This window comes from Propionispora sp. 2/2-37, from assembly GCF_001298735.1.
GTDB lineage: Bacteria > Bacillota > Negativicutes > Propionisporales > Propionisporaceae > Propionispora.
Genome location: NZ_CYSP01000002.1, coordinates 111,545 through 129,321, shown reverse-complemented (window position 1 = coordinate 129,321; position 17,777 = coordinate 111,545). Strand labels below are relative to the sequence as shown.

General features: G+C 49.4%; 18 protein-coding genes. 17 read left to right on the top strand and 1 reads right to left on the bottom strand.

The features are described from left to right. The first annotated feature begins 59 nt into the window (after nt 1–59). The 5 genes from P22_RS02410 to hpf all read left to right on the top strand — a co-directional run bounded on the left by P22_RS02410 (nt 60) and on the right by hpf (nt 3,300). Nucleotides 60–725 (top strand): amino acid ABC transporter permease, encoded by a 666-nt coding sequence (locus P22_RS02410; protein WP_054258614.1) that lies wholly within the window; start codon nt 60–62, stop codon nt 723–725. Continuing rightward, nucleotides 712–1,431 (top strand): amino acid ABC transporter ATP-binding protein, encoded by a 720-nt coding sequence (locus P22_RS02405; protein WP_054258613.1) that lies wholly within the window; start codon nt 712–714, stop codon nt 1,429–1,431. Before P22_RS02410 ends, P22_RS02405 begins: the two co-directional genes overlap by 14 nt. A gap of 114 nt (nt 1,432–1,545) precedes the next feature. Continuing rightward, nucleotides 1,546–1,743, top strand: a complete 198-nt coding sequence (locus P22_RS02400) for a cold shock domain-containing protein (RefSeq protein ID WP_054258612.1) — start codon at nt 1,546–1,548, stop codon at nt 1,741–1,743. 96 nt (nt 1,744–1,839) lie between these two features. Then, nucleotides 1,840–2,619, top strand: a complete 780-nt coding sequence (locus tag P22_RS02395) for a polysaccharide deacetylase family protein (protein WP_054258611.1) — start codon at nt 1,840–1,842, stop codon at nt 2,617–2,619. A 141-nt stretch (nt 2,620–2,760) separates the two neighbouring features. Then, entirely contained in the window at nt 2,761–3,300 is a 540-nt protein-coding gene (hpf, locus tag P22_RS02390) for a ribosome hibernation-promoting factor, HPF/YfiA family (RefSeq protein WP_054258610.1), read from the top strand. 46 nt (nt 3,301–3,346) lie between these two features. On the opposite strand, the gene P22_RS02385 is transcribed toward hpf, so the two are convergent. Then, complete coding sequence (locus P22_RS02385; protein ID WP_054258801.1) at nt 3,347–3,565, bottom strand: hypothetical protein; 219 nt, start codon at nt 3,563–3,565, stop codon at nt 3,347–3,349. A 176-nt stretch (nt 3,566–3,741) separates the two neighbouring features. On the opposite strand from P22_RS02385, the gene P22_RS02380 reads away from it, so the two are divergent. From P22_RS02380 to ftsX, 12 genes are all read left to right on the top strand, one after another. Further along, entirely contained in the window at nt 3,742–5,007 is a 1,266-nt protein-coding gene (locus P22_RS02380; RefSeq protein ID WP_216598014.1) for a [FeFe] hydrogenase, group A, read from the top strand. A 243-nt stretch (nt 5,008–5,250) separates the two neighbouring features. Further along, nucleotides 5,251–5,562, top strand: coding sequence for an iron hydrogenase small subunit (locus P22_RS02375; RefSeq protein ID WP_054258609.1), 312 nt, complete (start codon nt 5,251–5,253; stop codon nt 5,560–5,562). 13 nt (nt 5,563–5,575) lie between these two features. Next, complete coding sequence (locus tag P22_RS02370) at nt 5,576–6,295, top strand: cytochrome b/b6 domain-containing protein (RefSeq protein ID WP_054258608.1); 720 nt, start codon at nt 5,576–5,578, stop codon at nt 6,293–6,295. Between the two features lie 232 nt (nt 6,296–6,527). Further along, the gene (gene secA, locus P22_RS02365; protein WP_054258607.1) at nt 6,528–9,041 is read left to right on the top strand and encodes a preprotein translocase subunit SecA; all 2,514 of its coding nucleotides are present in this window, start codon (nt 6,528–6,530) and stop codon (nt 9,039–9,041) included. A gap of 86 nt (nt 9,042–9,127) precedes the next feature. Then, nucleotides 9,128–10,226, top strand: a protein-coding gene (prfB, locus tag P22_RS02360) for a peptide chain release factor 2 (RefSeq protein ID WP_216598013.1) whose coding sequence is annotated in 2 segments (ribosomal slippage) — nt 9,128–9,199 and nt 9,201–10,226 — 1,098 coding nt in all. Because the reading frame shifts where the segments join, the coding sequence is not laid out codon by codon here. Between the two features lie 18 nt (nt 10,227–10,244). Next, nucleotides 10,245–10,940, top strand: a complete 696-nt coding sequence (locus P22_RS02355; RefSeq protein ID WP_054258606.1) for an LmeA family phospholipid-binding protein — start codon at nt 10,245–10,247, stop codon at nt 10,938–10,940. A gap of 77 nt (nt 10,941–11,017) precedes the next feature. Continuing rightward, nucleotides 11,018–13,162: a DUF5693 family protein gene (locus P22_RS02350; RefSeq protein ID WP_054258605.1), complete on the top strand. Its 2,145-nt coding sequence runs from the start codon at nt 11,018–11,020 to the stop codon at nt 13,160–13,162. Beyond that, on the top strand, nt 13,155–14,264 hold the full coding sequence (gene csaB / locus P22_RS02345) for a polysaccharide pyruvyl transferase CsaB (protein ID WP_054258604.1): 1,110 nt from the start codon (nt 13,155–13,157) through the stop codon (nt 14,262–14,264). Before P22_RS02350 ends, csaB begins: the two co-directional genes overlap by 8 nt. Nucleotides 14,265–14,269: 5 nt before the next feature. Further along, nucleotides 14,270–15,109 (top strand): YitT family protein, encoded by an 840-nt coding sequence (locus P22_RS02340; RefSeq protein ID WP_054258603.1) that lies wholly within the window; start codon nt 14,270–14,272, stop codon nt 15,107–15,109. Nucleotides 15,110–15,314: 205 nt separating this feature from the next. After that, complete coding sequence (locus tag P22_RS02335; protein WP_156318830.1) at nt 15,315–16,052, top strand: site-2 protease family protein; 738 nt, start codon at nt 15,315–15,317, stop codon at nt 16,050–16,052. 135 nt (nt 16,053–16,187) lie between these two features. Then, nucleotides 16,188–16,874 (top strand): cell division ATP-binding protein FtsE, encoded by a 687-nt coding sequence (gene ftsE / locus P22_RS02330; protein ID WP_054258601.1) that lies wholly within the window; start codon nt 16,188–16,190, stop codon nt 16,872–16,874. Beyond that, nucleotides 16,864–17,751 (top strand): permease-like cell division protein FtsX, encoded by an 888-nt coding sequence (ftsX, locus tag P22_RS02325; RefSeq protein WP_054258600.1) that lies wholly within the window; start codon nt 16,864–16,866, stop codon nt 17,749–17,751. The genes ftsE and ftsX overlap by 11 nt, the downstream gene beginning before the upstream one ends. The last annotated feature ends 26 nt before the right edge of the window (nt 17,752–17,777 follow it).

Sequence of the window (17,777 nt, the reverse complement as noted above, 5' to 3'; positions counted from 1 at the left end):
TAATTTATGCAGTGTGTGCATGGAAGGCGGACTTATTATATGATCAAGGGTGAAAATGCATGAATTTTGATTTTGATTTAATTGTGCGTTCCTTTCCGTTACTGTTGCTGGGCGCCGGGGTAACGCTGCAGATCAGCCTGCTCAGTGTCGGTTTGGGGCTGATTATCGGGATGTTTGTCGGGATAGCCCGTTTGTCCAGAATATGGGCGATTAAAGGACTGGCGACTGTGTATGTCGATTTTATCCGGGGGACACCGCTTTTGGTACAGATTTTTATTATTTATTTTGCTTTACCGCTTTTGGTAGGACAGCGGATTGATCCTTTTATTGCGGCGATTACGGCCTGCAGTATCAACAGCGGTGCCTATGTGGCTGAAATTTTCCGGGCGGGCATTCAATCCATCGACCGGGGACAAATGGAAGCCGGCCGGTCATTAGGCATGACCTGGGCGCAGACGATGCGGTATATCATTTTACCGCAAGCCTTCAAACGGATTATTCCGCCGCTGGGCAACGAGTTTATCGCCATGTTAAAAGATTCTTCGCTGGTATCGGTTATCGGTTTCGAGGAGCTGACCCGCCGGGGACAGCTGATTATTGCCCGAACCTATGGTTCGTTCGAGATTTGGCTGACGGTGGCGTTTATTTATTTGATTATGACCTTGACTATTTCCCGCTTGGTGGATTACTTGGAGCGGAGGTACAAAATAGATGATAAGCATTAATGGTGTTCATAAAAAGTTTGGTAAACTGCACGTGCTGAAAGGGATCGATGTCCAGGTCAAAGAACGCGAGGTTGTTGTGATTATTGGACCGAGCGGTTCGGGAAAAAGCACGCTGCTGCGCTGTATCAACTATCTGGAGCAGCCGACTGAAGGCGAAATCATCGTTGATAAAATTCCTCTGACGAACGAGGCCAATATTAATAAAGTACGTGAAGAAGTGGGCATGGTGTTTCAGCGTTTTAATCTGTTTCCGCACATGACGGTATTGGAGAATATTATGCTGGCACCGGTCAAAGTACGTAAAATAAGCAAAGAGGAAGCCAGACAGATTGCCTTGGATTTACTGGTAAAAGTCGGTTTATCCGATAAAGCCCAGGTCTACCCGGAACAGCTTTCCGGCGGTCAGCAGCAGCGGGTGGCCATCGCCAGAGCCCTGGCCATGCGTCCGAAGGTCATGTTGTTTGATGAACCCACTTCCGCACTGGACCCGGAGATGATCAATGAGGTGCTGGATGTCATGAAAACACTGGCCAGGGAAGGGATGACCATGGTGGTGGTCACGCATGAGATGGGCTTTGCCCGCGAGGTGGGCAACCGGGTTATTTTTATGGATGAAGGGCGGATTATTGAGGAAGGGTCGCCGGAACAATTTTTTAAAGGGGCTAAAGAAGAACGTACCAAAGCCTTTTTATCAAAAATTTTGTAATTTCTGAAAGCGATACAGGAATTCTGGCCTTTTCATTGACAGATATACCCATCTATGATATAATCCAACGTGTGGTCAGATAGGCCTGTAGTTTATTTTAGGAGGAGTTTCACAATGATTGGTAAAGTAAAATGGTTTAGCGCAGAAAAAGGGTATGGCTTCATCGAAAGAGAAGATGGCGGCGATGTTTTCGTTCATTTTTCTGCTATCCAGGATCAAGGCTTCAAAACCTTGACTGAAGGTCAACAAGTGGAGTTCGATATTGTCGACGGCGCGCGCGGACCGCAAGCTGCTAATGTCGTTAAAGCATAATTATCTTGTTAACCAACCCCGGCATGCTGGCATGCCGGGTTTTTTGATGCGGTCGTATTACCATAGGAAGATATTTTATCACGAGGAGAGACAATATTGCGAAGCGGACTGATCGGTTTATTTTTTTGTCTGTCGCTGCTGGTCACCGGGGGCTATGCTGCCGCCGGATATCAGAATGGGATACCGGTGCTGTTGTATCACCATATTAGTGACGGACCGGATAATCTGCCGGAACTCGGGGTTTCGGTTGATGAATTCGACCGGCAAATGAGAGCACTGAAGGAAGCCGGATTTCAAAGCATCCCGCTTGCGGTATTGTATGCGTATATGCGGGGAGAGCAGGTCGATTTGCCGGACAGCCCGGTTGTGATTACCTTTGACGACGGTTATGAAGATAACTATTCGGCTGCCCATCCCATATTGGAGCATTATGGCTTTCAGGCGGTGTTGTTTATGGTAGGGGAGAATTTTGACCGGAATGACCGTTTGTCGGCAGGACAAGCCCGGGAGATGGTGGCGCAAACCTGGGAGATGGAAAGCCATACCAGGACACATCCCGATCTGACCGGTCTGGATAGAAAAGCATTAAAACAGGAGCTGTACGACGGCAAAAGAAAAGTTGAAAAGACCGTGCGGAAGGAGGTCCGCTTTTTTGCTTATCCCGGCGGTTTTTACAACCTGCCGGTTTTTGAGGCGGTTCAGGCCGCCGGTTATCAAGGGGCCTTCAGCGTTCTGACCGGACTGAACCGTCCGGACCGGGACAATGTATATCTTTTGCGGCGCATCCCGGTTTTCCGGTCGACCAATTTTGATAAAATCCTGGAATTGCTGACTCGCAACCATCCCAAGACGTCGGTTTTAGATTACGATCCCTGAGTTCCGGTGCCTTTACCAGACCTGCCGTTTGCCCTTTGACCGGTTTTGCGAAAAATCCGGCAAATAAAGTTTTTTTTGACAGGAATTTTTGCCTTAATGGGGAATAATACTTTATAAGACACAGGAAAGGGGATGGGGTAAATGGCAATACATGTACGAGGAAAAAACATCGAAATTACACCGGCGTTAAAAGATTATGTAGCTAAACGTGTCGGCAAAGTCACTAAGTATTTTGAAGCATTGGGAGACATTACTGTAATCCTCACCGTTGAAAAGGGGCGTCATATTGTGGAAGTGACGGTGCCGATCAATGGTATGCTGCTTAGGGGTGAAGAAGCTACTGCTGATATGTATGCCTCTATCGACCTGGTTATTGAAAAACTGGAAAAGCAAATTGAAAAGTATAAAACCAAGCTTGCCCGCAAAATGCGCGCCGGGGTTTTTAAAGGCGAGTTTGCCGCAGCTGCCCAAACGGATGAAGCGGCTATGGATAAAGAAGACCTTGGCGTAGTGAAAACCAAACGGTTTGCAGTAAAACCGATGGATGTGGAAGAAGCCATCATGCAGATGAATCTAATTAATCATGACTTTTATGTGTTCAGCAACTCGGATACAGAAGAAGTTAACGTAATCTATCGTCGTAAAGACGGAAGATATGGTTTAATAGAGCCGGAATTTTGAAAAAAGAATCCCCGTGGAATTGATTCCGCGGGGATTCTTGTCTGCTTTATCCGCGTTGCTTGCCGCCGGTGTAATGGCCGCGGCGTGCGGAAAGGATTTCGGCCAGGGTGACCGCTTCCAGTTCACGGGCTTTTTTGGCGAAGTCCTGACGGCTCAGAATGTTCTTTTCCACTAAGAGTTCCAGTAGCACGGAAATTGCCAGGGTGTTTTTATAGTCGGTATCTTTTAGATCGGCGAGCTGCGCCATCATGTCCAGGTTTTTCATACCAGCTTGTCGTCCCTTTCCAAATATTTTTTCTTTAGTTTTTTGTGAAATTATGGTAGAATACATGTATAATGTATTTAGTATTCCCTTTTCTTGTAAGTTTCATACATTATATTAATATGGCAATGATTTATTTTCTGTTGTAGTATGCTATTTAGTATGCGGGGTGATAACGAGTGGGAGTGGCCGGTTTACGAGAAGAAGAATTAAAGAATATTATCGAAATTGACCGGAACAAGTGTAAAGGGTGTGATTCGTGCAAGCAGTTTTGCCCGACGGATTCGATTGAAGGCAAATACGGGACGACACACCGCATCAACAGTGAAACCTGTATTTCCTGCGGGCAATGCCTGATTAACTGTCCGTTCGGATCGATAAGAGACAATATCGATCCGGTGAATACAGTGATCAGTAAGTTGAAAGACAAGCGGATTACGGTTGTGGCGACCAATGCTCCTTCGGTCCGGGTGGCGATTGGTGAGGAGTTCGGCATGGCGCCCGGTACGCTGGTTACCGAAAAATTGTATGGTGCAATGAAAGCCGCCGGATTTAAGGTGATTGACACTAATTTTGCGGCCGACAACACGATTATGGAGGAAGGTACGGAACTGGTTGCCAAGATTCGGCATCATTTGTTGGGTGAACCGTCGGAACATCCGCTGGGGCCGCTGCCGCAATTTACTTCCTGTTGCCCGGCTTGGGTGCGGTTTGCCGAATTGAATTATCCCCGCCTTTTGCCGCATTTGTCATCGGCCAAATCACCGATGATGATGGCGGGACCGGCCGCCAAAACGTATGGTGCCCGGGACATTTGGCAGGTAAAGCCGGAAAATATGTATGTAGTGGGTATTATGCCCTGTACGGCGAAAAAGTTTGAAGCTTCGCGGCCGGAATTTCACAGTGCGGCGGAGTACTGGCGAAAGCAAGGCGAAAACGCCGATTATCCGGATGTGGATACCGTACTTACCACACGGGATCTGGCGCGATTGTTAAAGAAAATGAATATCGACTTCACGGCAATAACAGAGTGGTCCGCTGAAGATAATCCCTTGGCACAGTATAGTGGGGCAGGTACTATTTTTGGTGTCACCGGAGGGGTTATGGAGGCGGCGCTGCGAACCGCCTCTTTTGTTATAACCGGACGGGAAATGGAGAATCTGGAGTATGAGCCGGTGCGGGGGCTGCAGGGCGTTAAGGAGTCCGAGGTCGTGCTGAAAGATGCCAAAACCGGCAGGGACATTCGCCTGAAAGTGGCGGTGGTACACGGACTTAAGGAAAATATCCGGCCGGTGGTGGAAAAGGTACTGGCCGGCAACTCTCCCTATCATTTCATTGAAGTGATGAACTGTCCGGGCGGCTGTATTAACGGCGGCGGACAGCCGATTAACCCGATGGGGACTTCCTGGGTGGATAAATATAAGGCATTGCTGCCCTGGGCTTAGTTGCAAGCAAAAAATGAATAGAGACTTCGCGGTAAATTTAGAGTAACCGGTGAAGATAAACTCGTTGGCACAGTGTTGTGATCAGTGTTTCTTTCGTGTTGCCGGCGGGATTATGGAGACGGTGCCGCGCATACATCGTCTTTTTTTGTTCCCGCCACCAGGAAGAATGCGGTAAAAAAAGATTGCCGTCAGTAACAGGCAGTCGGACATTGTGCCGGGAGTGGCATTAAGGAGGTTTTAGGGATGGCACGTTATGATTATGTGGAAAAAGCCGTAAAAATTACGCGTCGGGAATTTATCGCTGCAGCGGGGGTCGCCACCGCTCTGCTTTGGAGTGGCGCTTATGCGGCTACCGATTTGATTCAGGACCGCACCAAATATATCCGGATGCGGACGCAGGGGCTTTACCGGGATGACGTAAAGGCCAAAGTCCGGCAAAGCCACAATAATGCAGCCTTGAAAGATATGTATGACCGGTTTGCCGGGAAACCGCTCGGACCATTAGCCGAAGAATTGTTTCATACTGCTTATATAGACCGGACCAAGTTAGGTTAAGGAGGGATAGATTATGAATAAGCATGAGGAAGAACAGGCCCGTGTACTGAAACACTGCTGGCCGTCCCGGCTGTTTCACTGGGGGCTGATCCTGGGTTTTTTGCCGGCCGCTGCGACCGGAGTGATTATCTGGCTGAAACCTGGCAGTGAGGATTTTGTCAATCTGGCTATGCGCATCCATATGATTGGTGCGGCTATTCTGAGCCTGTCGGCTATGACTTTTGTTCTTACCGGGTTTGACCGGATTATCGCCTTTTTCCGGACAACGCTCAGCTGGGGGAAGAACGATCTGGAATGGCTCAAAATAGGCGGCGGTTATCCGCAAAAAATCCTGCTGCACAAGGAAGTCCCGGTTCCGCCGATGGATAAAATGAATTCCGGGCAAAAACTGATGGGACTGGTCATGTTTTTGGGCGGAGCATTTTTAGCCGGCAGCGGCTGGATCTTATATGGAATGATACCCTACCTTCCAAAAGTTTTCATCTATTGGATTGAATTCGGTCATTTGTGGATCGGCCTGGCGATGACGCTTTGTATTATCGGACATATTATACTGGGTGTGTATAACTGGGGTGAATTTAAAGCCATGCTGGGAGACGGAACGCAGTTGTTATCGGAGGTCAAACAGCATAATCCCCTATGGGTGGCCAACAAACTGGAACGGCTGACGGAAGATGAAGAAATATCCGCCAGCAGGGAAAGTATCCGCAAAGAGCAGCTTAGCAGCAACTAAGCTGCTCTTTCTCTTTTATTTAAATCGGTGTTTTGGTGTATAATAATAGAAAAATGGGTTAAAAAACTTGTTTAAATTTATGGCGATCGGTTTTTGACAGAGTGTCGATAGTCTGGTAAAATTTTATAATAGCGTGTATTGTATAACCGGCGTATCGGAGGAGCAATCCATAGTTATGGATGGGATGCGGTTTATATATATTCGTAAGCGTTGTATGAGGAGCTGATAATAATTGTTTAAGTTTCTTAAAAACATCTTTGGAGACGACAACGAACGGGAAATCAAGCGAATGATGAAATATGTGGATAGGGTGAATGCTTTGGAAGGAGGGCTTACCGGGCTAAGTGATTCTTCTTTATCTGCTAAAACGGCTGAATTTAAACGGCGCCTGGAACAGGGTGAAAATCTGGATGATCTCTTGCCGGAAGCGTTTGCCGTGGTGCGCGAAGCGTCGCGGCGGGTATTGGGCATGCGGCATTTTGACGTGCAGCTGTTGGGCGGTATTACGCTGCATGGCGGAAATATTGCCGAAATGCGCACCGGTGAAGGGAAAACGCTGGTGGCGACGCTGCCGGTATATTTAAATGCACTCACCGGCAGGGGGGTTCATGTAGTAACGGTAAACGATTATCTGGCCCGCCGCGACAGCGAGTGGATGGGGAAAATTTATAGATTCCTTGGCTTGTCGGTGGGACTGATCGTGCATGGGCTTGATTTTAACGAACGAAAAGCTGCCTATGCCGCCGATATCACCTACGGTACGAATAACGAGTTCGGCTTTGATTACCTGCGGGACAACATGGTGATTCACGCCGATCAAATGGTGCAGCGCCCGCTCAATTATGCCATTGTCGATGAAGTGGACAGCATCTTAATTGATGAAGCGCGGACGCCGCTCATCATTTCCGGACCGGGGGAAAAATCCACCGATTTGTATTATGTCCTGGCCAAAGTAGTGCCAAAATTAAAAGAGACGGAAGATTATACCATAGATGAAAAAGCCCATGCCGTGGCACCGACGGAAAGCGGTATTGCCAAGGCGGAAAAGCTGCTCAATGTCCAGAATTTATATGAGAGTGAAAACATTGAGCTGTCGCATCATTTTAATCAGGCACTGAAAGCCCATGCGCTGATGAAGCGTGACCGGGATTATGTGGTAAAAGACGGCGAAGTGATCATTGTAGATGAATTCACCGGCCGGCTGATGTTCGGACGGCGGTACTCCGATGGACTGCACCAGGCCATTGAAGCCAAGGAAGGCGTAAAAATTGAACGGGAAAGCCAGACATTGGCTTCCATTACCTTCCAGAACTACTTCAGGATGTATGAAAAGCTGGCCGGCATGACCGGTACGGCTAAAACTGAGGAAACCGAGTTCCGTAAAATCTACCGTCTGGATGTTCTGGTCATTCCAACCAACAAGGAAGTCCAGCGTCAGGATTTCCCGGATGTAATTTATAAAACCAAGCGGGCTAAATACAAGGCAGTTGTCGAAGAGATTGCCCAACTAAATGCCAAGGGACAGCCTATTCTGGTGGGAACCACCTCGATTGAACAGTCGGAAAAACTCAGCCTGCAGTTAAAGCAGCGCGGAATTGTTCATAACGTGCTGAATGCCAAATATCATGAGATGGAAGCACAGATTATTGCTCAGGCCGGACAGCGCAATGCGGTCACGATAGCAACCAATATGGCCGGCCGTGGTACGGATATTGTGCTGGGAGAAGGTGTGCCTGGACTTGGTGGACTGCATATCATCGGGACTGAGCGCCATGAAAGCCGCCGGATCGACAATCAGCTGCGCGGACGTGCCGGCCGCCAGGGCGATCCCGGGTCTTCCCGTTTTTACTTGTCGCTGGAGGATGACCTGATGCGCCTGTTTGGTGCCGACAACATTGCCGGCATTATGGATAAACTGGGAATGGAGGAAGATGAACCCATCGAGCATTCCCTGATTACCCGCTCGATTGAGCAGGCCCAGAAGAAAGTCGAAGGACGGAACTTTGACATCCGCAAGCATGTTCTGGAGTATGATGATGTCATGAACCAGCAGCGTGAAGTTATTTATGGGCAGCGCCGTTCGATTCTGATGGGCGAAAGCATGCGGGAAAATATTTTCCATATGCTTGAAAAACTGATTGACCGGGGAATGGAATTGTATGCCGATGAAAAACTGTTTCCGGAAGAATGGAATTATGGCGGGTTGATTGAGTACTGCGAAGGTTACTTTGCACCTCCGGGCAAGCTGACGGAAGAAGCCCTGAGTAAGCTTAGCCGGGAAGAACTGCGGGAAAAGTTGCTGCAGACGGCAACAGCGGCTTATGATGAGCGCGAGCAGTTGTTCGGAGCCGATAACATGCGTGAACTGGAAAAAGTGGTGATGCTGAAGGTTGTTGACAGCAAATGGATGGAACATCTGGATGCCATGGATATGCTGCGTGAGGGTATTGGTCTCAGAGCCTATGGTCAGCGTGATCCGTTAATCGAATATAAAATAGAAGCATATGATATGTTCCAGCAGATGATTGACAATATACAGGAAGATATTGTGAAATATATGTACCGGGTGAATATTGTTACGCAGCCGGAAGATCGTTTGCAAGCGGCCCATGAAAGTCATGGGGAAGGAACGGAAGCTGCACAGCGGCCGGTTCAGCAGCCGGTGGTTAATGCTGAGCATATTGGCCGCAACGATCTGTGCCCCTGCGGTTCGGGTAAGAAATACAAACGCTGCTGCGGGAAATAACCGTTCCGGGTTTGGGCTGTTTGATAAAAAATAAGTTGGTGCTAAGGGCTTACAGGCCGTTAGCACCTTTTCAGGAGTTGATACAGTTGTTACTGGAAGATTTGCGGGTACAAATTAATCAAATGGGGCAGAAGCTGGATGAAATGAGGGCTTCCCTTTGACGTTGCCGGTAAAGAAGAGCGGATTGCCGAATTAGAGAATCAGATCAGCGCCCCCGGTTTTTGGGATCAGCCGGAGGCGGCCCAGAAAGTGATGCAGGAACTGACCGGCTATAAAGACAGTGTGGCGGAATTTAACAGGCTCTATGACCGTTACGCCGACATGTCGGTCTTATGGCAGCTGGGCATGGACGAACAGGATGAAAGTGTATATCCGGAGGTTTTGGAGACACTAAACAATCTGGAACGGGATATGGAGCACCTGGAACTGGCGCTGATGCTTTCCGGGGAATATGATCCGAACAATGCCATTCTGACCCTGCATGCGGGAGCCGGCGGGACGGAAGCGCAGGACTGGGTGCAGATGCTGCTCAGGATGTATGTGCGCTGGGCGGAAAAAAACGGCTATAAAGTCGACACGCTTGACTTTCTGGCCGGGGATGAAGCCGGGGTAAAAAGCGTTACCCTGCTCATTTCAGGACGTAATGCTTACGGTTATTTAAAAGCGGAAAAGGGCGTTCACCGTTTGGTGCGTATTTCCCCGTTTGATGCCAGCGGGCGCCGGCATACTTCATTTGCCGCCGCCGATGTGATGCCAGAAATTGATGATAATGTACAAATTGATATCAATCCGGCGGATTTGCGCGTGGATACCTTCCGGGCCGGCGGTGCCGGCGGCCAGCATATTAATAAAACCGATTCGGCGGTGCGCATGACGCATCTGCCGACCGGCATTGTGGTTCAGTGCCAGAGTGAACGGTCGCAGATTCAGAACCGTGAACAGTGCATGAAACTGCTCAGGGCCAAGCTGTTTGAACTGGAAAGGCAAAAACAGGATGAGAAAAAAGCCGAAATTGGCGGTGAATATCAGGCGATTGAGTGGGGCAGCCAAATCCGGTCCTATGTATTTCATCCCTACAATCTGGTTAAGGATCACCGGACTAATACTGAAACCGGTAATGTACAGGCCGTGATGGATGGAGAAATTGACCCGTTCATTGAATCTTACTTAAAGAGCGGACTGTAAAACAAGGAGGGACCTTGCATGTCGAAGCGCCTTATCGTAATTTTGCTGCTTAGCGGATTGGCGCTGGTTGTTCTCAGCCAATGGCTGTTGCCGTCAGTCTTGTCAAGGGTTATGACCAATGGTCTGATGGAGCTGGTTCACAGCGATCAGGTTGCCGTTAAACTGGAAAAAACTCCGGGTTTCTTGATGCTGGGCGGAGGATTTGATACAATCACTTTGGATGCGGCCCAGGCTCAGGTTGACAAGCTGACCTTTAGCGAACTGCATGCCGTGCTGACCGATGTCCAATTGGATATGCCGGCACTGCTTGGTCAGCGGGCAGTGAAGCTTACCTCGGTGGGAACGGTGGATTTGGCTGTGGTTCTCACTGCCAATGAATTAGCCGCTTATTTGAACCAGTCGGTGAAAGGAATACGGAATGCTGCCGTGACGGTTACGCCTGACAAAGTGCAGGTCAGCAGCAATTTCTCCATTGGCGGTTTTGCCAACCTGGCGATTACCTTAGAGGGTAAGGTCGTGGGTAATGGACAGAAAATTACTTTTGTTACGGAACGCTTCTTGCTTAACAATAATTTGGTAGGAAATCTGGGCGGTGCGGTATTAACAGAAATCCCGCTTGTAGATTTGAAGAAGCTCGCCTTTAATGTCAGTGCGCGTGACGTTGTGATGGAACACGGCAAAGTGACGATCCACACGGATAACCGGTCCCGGTGATCAGCCGGGAACAGTGGGGAAGTCATTTTGCCTGCTGATGTTTCTTTTGGAGTTATTTGATAAAGGTGGAGAGATTGTTGACGGAATACAAATATAATAAAGTACTTATTTTATTTATTGTTATCGGCTTGCTGGCAGCCCTGGCCATCGGATGGCAGCGGCATGTTCAGGAAGAAAATAATACCCGGGTGGAAATGGTACTGGATTATGAGGACCTTACCACTCTGGCGCGCATTGATGGTGTGGCTGTGCCGGAACTTATGCGCCGGTTTAAAGAAGCCGGTATTACGTCGCTGTCTGTATATGAGATGACCCTGGAAAAGCTGAATGCGAGCGGCCTGGTGTCAACCGTACCCGGAACACAGATTTTGCAGCAGTACGGCACAGGCGAGAAACTGAACGAGAATGGTCTGGTAACAGCCGTGCCCGGCATGCAGATTGTACAGCGTTATCGTACGGGCGGCAGTGGACTGGCCGATCCGTTATGGCGTAGTTTTGTGGAAGCAGGGCGCATCCGGGCGGAGGATGTGTATGTGATCGGACATGACCCCGAGACGTTTGCCGAGGTTAAGGAAGACTTAATCCGGCGGCTGGGCCTGGAGCGGGTGCGGGTTCTGGTTGACGGGAATACGCCGATTCTGGTCATCAAGGCCGATTATGAAAAGGTCATAAAGTGGAACCTTGGTTTATCAAGTGCGGAAATGCGGGAAGTGGCTGCAAACGGGTTTTATGTGGTGGCACGTCCTTCCAACTATACCAAAGTGAAACCGGATGATGTCAATGCCGTCTTTAGACGTTTGTCCGGCATCGGCAACGTGAGTTCTATTATGTTTACCGGTGAGGAAGTGCTGGGGTATCCCGATTTGCTGACGCAGACTGTGGAGCAAATGAAACAGCATAACCTTACCCTGGCAATGATTGAGCATCCGCTGCAGCTGCAGTTTGTCAAGCAGGAGGGTCTAATGGATCTGGCAGCGGCCCATGGCTATCAGGCGGCCAGGGTATATGTCATTCCGAAGGACGAGCAGCCCAAGCTGAAACCGACGGAAGCTATTCACCGCTGGCTGCTGACCGATCAGGAACGCAACATACGGATGAATCTGCTCCGGACTTATGAAAAGCCTGAAGTAGGAAAAACACTGGTGGAGACTAACCTGGATTATGTGGCGGGTGTGGCCGGAGAGTTAAAAGCGAATGGTTTTACCCTGGGAAGGGCTACTTATTTTTCCCCCTATTTTCCTTCACCTTATTTGCTGGCCTTGGTAATAGTCGGCGCTACGGCAGCCGGGGTTTTATTATTAACGCTGATTTATCCCTTTGCGGTGCGTTATCAGTATGGGCTGCTGGCCGTGCTGTCGGTGCTCTTGATTATTCCGCTGTTTACCGGCGGCGGAACGTTCATCCGTCAGGCAGTAGCTACAATGAGTGCCATTCTTTTTCCGGTACTGGCTATGACCTGGCAATTGGACCGCTGGCGGCAAAACGGACAATTTGCCGCAGATGAAAGGGTTGGCCTGGGAAAAATGATCGGGGTTGCCAGCCGTGCTCTTACTGTAACGGTGCTGTTGTCGCTGATCGGGGGTTTTTATGTTGGCGCGATGCTGGCCGACGTCCGTTTCCTGCTGGAAATAGAAATTTTCCGGGGTGTAAAGCTGATTTTTGTAGCGCCTCTGGTGGTGATTACGCTTATCTATATGACGCGGTACAATATTTTCGGCGAGCAGGATGAAGTAGGTTTTTGGAGCATCCGGCAGCAGGTAAACAGGATATTAAATTATCCCGTGTATATGAAAACTCTGCTGGGAGCAGCTTTTGTAGCTCTTGCGGCCTGGATTTATGTCGGCCGGTCCGGGCATACGGCGGGAGTGCCGGTGCCTGCACTGGAGATTAAGCTAAGATATCTGCTGGAGCAGGTAATGTATGCACGTCCCCGCGGCAAGGAATTTATGGTCGGTCATCCCGCCTTTTTTCTCCTGGTTATGGCGGCCTACCGGCGCTGGCCTTCGATTTTGCATTATGCACTGGTTGTGGCGGCTACGATTGGTCAGGGGTCGCTGGTAGAAACGTTTGCCCACATGCGCACGCCGGTTCTTATGTCGTTTGTGCGCGGATTGGACGGTTTGGTTATGGGGATTGTATGCGGCGTGATTGCGCTGGCCGGAGTGCAGCTTCTTCATTACCTGGTGTTTGTGTGGGGAAGGAGAACTGCAGAACATGAGTGAGGTATGTCAGATTGTTATTTCCGGTTATTACGGTTTTGCCAATGCCGGGGATGAAGCCATGCTGGCGGCGATGATCGAGGCGCTGACCGATTTGAATCCCAGAGTAAAAATCATTGTGCTTTCCGGTAATCCGGTCGATACCCGTCAACGCCATGGAGTAGAAGCCGTATATCGTCTCAATTATCCGGGAATCGCCAGGGCTTTGTCCGGCAGCCAGCTGTTAATCAGCGGCGGCGGCAGCTTGCTGCAGGATGTAACCAGCGACCGCAGCCTGTATTACTATTTGAGTATTATGCTGCTGGCTCAAAAACTAAAGGTGCCGGTTATGCTGTATGCCCAGGGAATCGGGCCGGTATGCGGCAGACTGGCGCAGGCAGCCATGCGTTATATTGGCAATATGGTGAATCTGATTACTGTGCGGGATGAAGGCTCGTATGATGAGTTAAAACGGCTCCGGGTTACCCGGCCGGCGGTTTATGTTACGGCTGACCCGGTGCTGGCCATGCATCCCGTGGATAAGGAAATCGGGCGGGCTATTTTGCGGCGTCATGCCTTGGAAGGCGCGACGCCGCTGATCGGTATATCGGTGCGGGAATGGCGGGAATGGGATTATTATAAACAGGTTCTGGCGGAAACGGCCGACCGGATCGTAGCCGAATTTGGCGCCAGGGTGGTTTTTATACCCATGCAATGCCCGGAAGACCTGCTGGCCGCAAAAAAAATTGTTTCCCGCTGCCGGCAGCAGGTTCATGTTCTGAGCGAAGAATATACAACATATGAATTATTATCACTAGTGGGCAATCTGGATATGCTGCTTGGTATCCGTTTGCACGCACTGATTTTTGCTGCCGTTATGCACGTTCCTCTGGCCGGTATCTCCTACGACCCTAAAATTGACCGTTTTCTAGAATGTCTGGGTGAAAGTCCGGTGGGTACATTAAAAACCATAACGGTGGATACGCTAATAGATAAAGTCAGGGAATTGTGGCCTGAGATTCAGCGTCCTAACCGGCAAAGAGAGGAGCGCATGGCCAGGCTGCATAAGCAGGCTTTTCGTAGTGCTGAACTGGCTATGGAATTAATTGGTAAGACACAGGGGTAGAAGCCATGAGTAAACGAGGTACGGTGTGGAATTACCTGGGGATTGCAGCAGGAGCCGTGATTACTGCTTTGGGGCTGAATATGTTTTTAATTCCCAATAAGATCGCAGCCGGCGGAATCAGCGGTCTGGCTACGGTGCTGCATCATGTGCTGGGTTTCCCGGTCGGGATGACGATGATTGCCTTTGATATACCTATGCTCTTAGTCAGCCTGAAAATACTGGGACCGCGTTTTGGCATCAATACGCTGTTCGGGGCGGCGCTGCTGGCCGTGACGGTGGATATCAGCGCTCCCTATATACCGGTATTAACGCATGATTTGCTGCTGGCTTCTTTTTATGGCGGTGTGATTTCCGGGATCGGGCTGGGTCTGGTCTTCCGTTCCAAAGGGACGACGGCAGGCACGGATCAGGTGGCGGCCATTATCAGCAAATTATTTGACATCCGGGTTGGTCAGGCGCTCTTGATGGTGGATTTTTTCGTTATAGCCTCTGCCGGCATCGCCTTTAAAAGCGCGGAGCTTTCATTATATGCCTTGATTTCACTGTTTGTAACCAGCAAAATTATTGATTTGGTCCAGGAAGGCCCCAGTTCAGCCAAAGTTTTTTTGATTATAACAGCCATTCCGGAGCAAGTGGCTGAGGCCATTATGCAGGAACTGTCCCGCGGGGTGACCTTCTTCTCGGCGCGGGGAGGCTATACAAAACAGAACGGAGAAGTGGTGATGTGTGTCGTCAGCATCAGTGAGGTCACCCGGCTTAAAGAACTGGTCTCGCAGTTGGATGCTAAAGCTTTTGTCATCGTGGCGGATGCCCACGAGGTTTTGGGTGAGGGATTTAGCAAATAAATCGGCTCTTGCGTGCATATGCATAGAAAGAGTCGTTTTTTTATGGGCTGAATGTGAGAGGCTCCGGGACGGGTGTTTATTTTTTATTTTCTAAAAACTCGCTTTTTCGGACAGTCATCCAATAAAAAATAAACACCCGCCCCTCCGCAGGTAAGCTTAATCCAGTATATAGGCGCTTATGATTGGCTGGACGGGAGGGGAACTTGTGGGACCATGGAGTGTGTTATGCTTTGGCCGCCAAGTGGTCCGGCGGCTGACAGCCGGCCTGGTCGGTATCGTGGCAGTATGTAAATTCGGTTCAATAAGCTTTATGGCTGTGTCCATGCTGGTTTCGCTGGCCGCTTATGCATTTGCCTTCGGTCTTAGCTTTGCCATTGGGTTTGTCCTGTTGTTGTTTGTCCATGAATTTGGGCATTTTTTTGCTTCCCGTGTTGTCGGACTGCATGTTTCCAAGCCCTTGTTCATTCCTTTCCTTGGGGCGGTGATCAGTTTAAAACAGCGTCCATATAATGCAAAAATGGAGGCCAACATTGCTATCGGCGGTCCGGCAGCCGGAACACTGAGTGCGCTGGTGTGCCTGGCCCTCTACCTCTGGACGGATGATATACTTATCTTGGTTGTTGCCTATGCGGCCTGCCTGCTCAATTTATTTAACCTGATTCCCTGCGAGCCTTTGGATGGGGGACGCATCGCGGCTGCGATTTCACCCAACCTGTGGTGGGTTGGCAGTTTTAGCGTGGGCGCGTTGTTTTGTTATACGCAAAATATTTTTTTGTTTGTTATTCTCGTAGTTTCCCTGCTCCGCTTATGGAAAGGCGATGTACTTGGCAGTTATTATGACCTGACACTGCGGCAGCGGCTGGCGGTGCTGTTTTGGTACCTGGGCTTATTGTCGGTGCTGGGAGTTATGACACTATATATTGCCGATTTGCTGCACAACTGAGAATAAATGTCAGGAATGTTTAGAAATACTGCAAAAAAAGAAGGTTTTTTACCAAAAGCGTCAAATTTTAAAAAAGGTATGAGCAAAAAAGTGACGCTTTTTCTGTATAGCAGACTAATGAAGGGGGAGTGACTATTGATCAATATGAATGGCGTTTCCAAGGTATACAGCAACGGTTCTGTCGCCCTCTCGAATGTGAATGTGGAGATTCAAAAAGGGGAGTTTGTCTTTGTTGTAGGGCCGAGCGGAGCAGGAAAATCGACTTTCATCAAACTGATTTTCCGGGAAGAATTGCCGACGCAGGGATCGCTGATTGTAAACGGACGTAATGTGGGAAATTTGGCGCCTGCGCAGGTGCCTTATCTGCGGCGCAGTTTAGGTATCGTATTTCAGGATTACCGTTTATTGCCGAATAAGACGGCTTATGATAATGTGGCCTTTGCCATGCAGGTGGTGGAGGCGCCGCGCCGGGAAATACAAAAACGGGTACAGCACGTATTGGATCTGGTGGGGCTGCGCGGCAAGTCACGGCATTATCCGCAGCAGATGTCGGGCGGTGAACAGCAGCGTGTGGCTATTGCCCGGGCAATAGTGAACAATCCGGTCATCATGATTGCCGACGAACCGACCGGCAATCTGGATCCGGAGACTTCCTGGGAAATTATGAAGATATTCGACCGTATTAATCAAAATGGGACAACCGTTGTCATGGCCACCCATGACAAAACGGTTGTTGACGGTATGCGCAAACGGGTAATTGCTATCGAGAAGAGCCGTATTGTCCGCGATGAAGCCAGGGGGGTATACGGCTATGAAGATTAGAACAGCGGAGTATTTTATCCGTGAAGCGGTTACTTCCATGCGCCGCAACGGATTGATGAGTTTTGCCTCCATCAGTACGGTAGCTTTATCCCTCCTGATTTTGGGCATGTTTTTGGTTATGGTGCTTAATCTAAACAATATGGCCCAGGCGCTGGAATCGCAGGTGGAAATTTCGGTATATCTGCAGGACGATCTCAGTGATCTGGAGATCAGGGAAATCGGAACCCGGATTACCAAGATGCAGGGTGTTAATCAGGTGCTGTTTGTGAGCAAGAGCGAGGCGATGGAGCGCTTTAAACAACGTTTGGGTGATCAACAGGGCATGCTGGCGGCTCTGGGGGATACCAATCCTTTACCGGATGCCTTTGAGGTGAAGGTGGACAAGCCGGAACAGGTCAAGCCGGTGGCGCAGGCCGTTAACGAATTGAAAGGCGTGGAAAATGCCAAATTCGGGCAGGAAGTCGTGGAACATGTCTTTACTCTGGCTAAAATGATCCGTATTTTCGGTTTGATTCTGATCGTCTTCCTGGCTCTGGCCGCGCTGTTTATTATTTCCAATACCATCCGTATTACCGTTTTTGCCCGCCGCCGCGAGATTGGCATTATGAAATATGTGGGGGCAACAGACTGGTTTATTCGCTGGCCGTTCCTAATTGAAGGCATGATTTTAGGCTTTGGTGGCGCTCTGATCGCCGTGCTGCTGTTAAGTCAGAGCTACGGAGCGCTTGTTTCGCAGGTGTACCAGTCCCTGGCATTTTTGCCGATTATTCCTAAATACCCCTTTATTACGAATATTAGTCTGTTTCTCCTGGTGGTGGGCACGGCCATCGGAGCTTTGGGCAGTACGATATCTTTGAAAAAATTCATGAAGGTATAGTTGTGGGAGGGATACCATTGGTTACC

What these genes read in the sequence shown, in the direction of transcription:
- P22_RS02340 (WP_054258603.1), top strand. Translation starts at nt 14,270, where the DNA reads ATGAGTAAACGAGGTACGGTGTGGAATTACCTGGGGATTGCAGCAGGA.
- P22_RS02375 (WP_054258609.1), top strand. Translation starts at nt 5,251, where the DNA reads ATGGCACGTTATGATTATGTGGAAAAAGCCGTAAAAATTACGCGTCGG.
- csaB (WP_054258604.1), top strand. Translation starts at nt 13,155, where the DNA reads ATGAGTGAGGTATGTCAGATTGTTATTTCCGGTTATTACGGTTTTGCC.
- P22_RS02405 (WP_054258613.1), top strand. Translation starts at nt 712, where the DNA reads ATGATAAGCATTAATGGTGTTCATAAAAAGTTTGGTAAACTGCACGTG.
- P22_RS02385 (WP_054258801.1), bottom strand. Translation starts at nt 3,565, where the DNA reads ATGAAAAACCTGGACATGATGGCGCAGCTCGCCGATCTAAAAGATACC.
- P22_RS02400 (WP_054258612.1), top strand. Translation starts at nt 1,546, where the DNA reads ATGATTGGTAAAGTAAAATGGTTTAGCGCAGAAAAAGGGTATGGCTTC.
- P22_RS02370 (WP_054258608.1), top strand. Translation starts at nt 5,576, where the DNA reads ATGAATAAGCATGAGGAAGAACAGGCCCGTGTACTGAAACACTGCTGG.
- P22_RS02410 (WP_054258614.1), top strand. Translation starts at nt 60, where the DNA reads ATGAATTTTGATTTTGATTTAATTGTGCGTTCCTTTCCGTTACTGTTG.
- hpf (WP_054258610.1), top strand. Translation starts at nt 2,761, where the DNA reads ATGGCAATACATGTACGAGGAAAAAACATCGAAATTACACCGGCGTTA.
- P22_RS02355 (WP_054258606.1), top strand. Translation starts at nt 10,245, where the DNA reads ATGTCGAAGCGCCTTATCGTAATTTTGCTGCTTAGCGGATTGGCGCTG.
- ftsX (WP_054258600.1), top strand. Translation starts at nt 16,864, where the DNA reads ATGAAGATTAGAACAGCGGAGTATTTTATCCGTGAAGCGGTTACTTCC.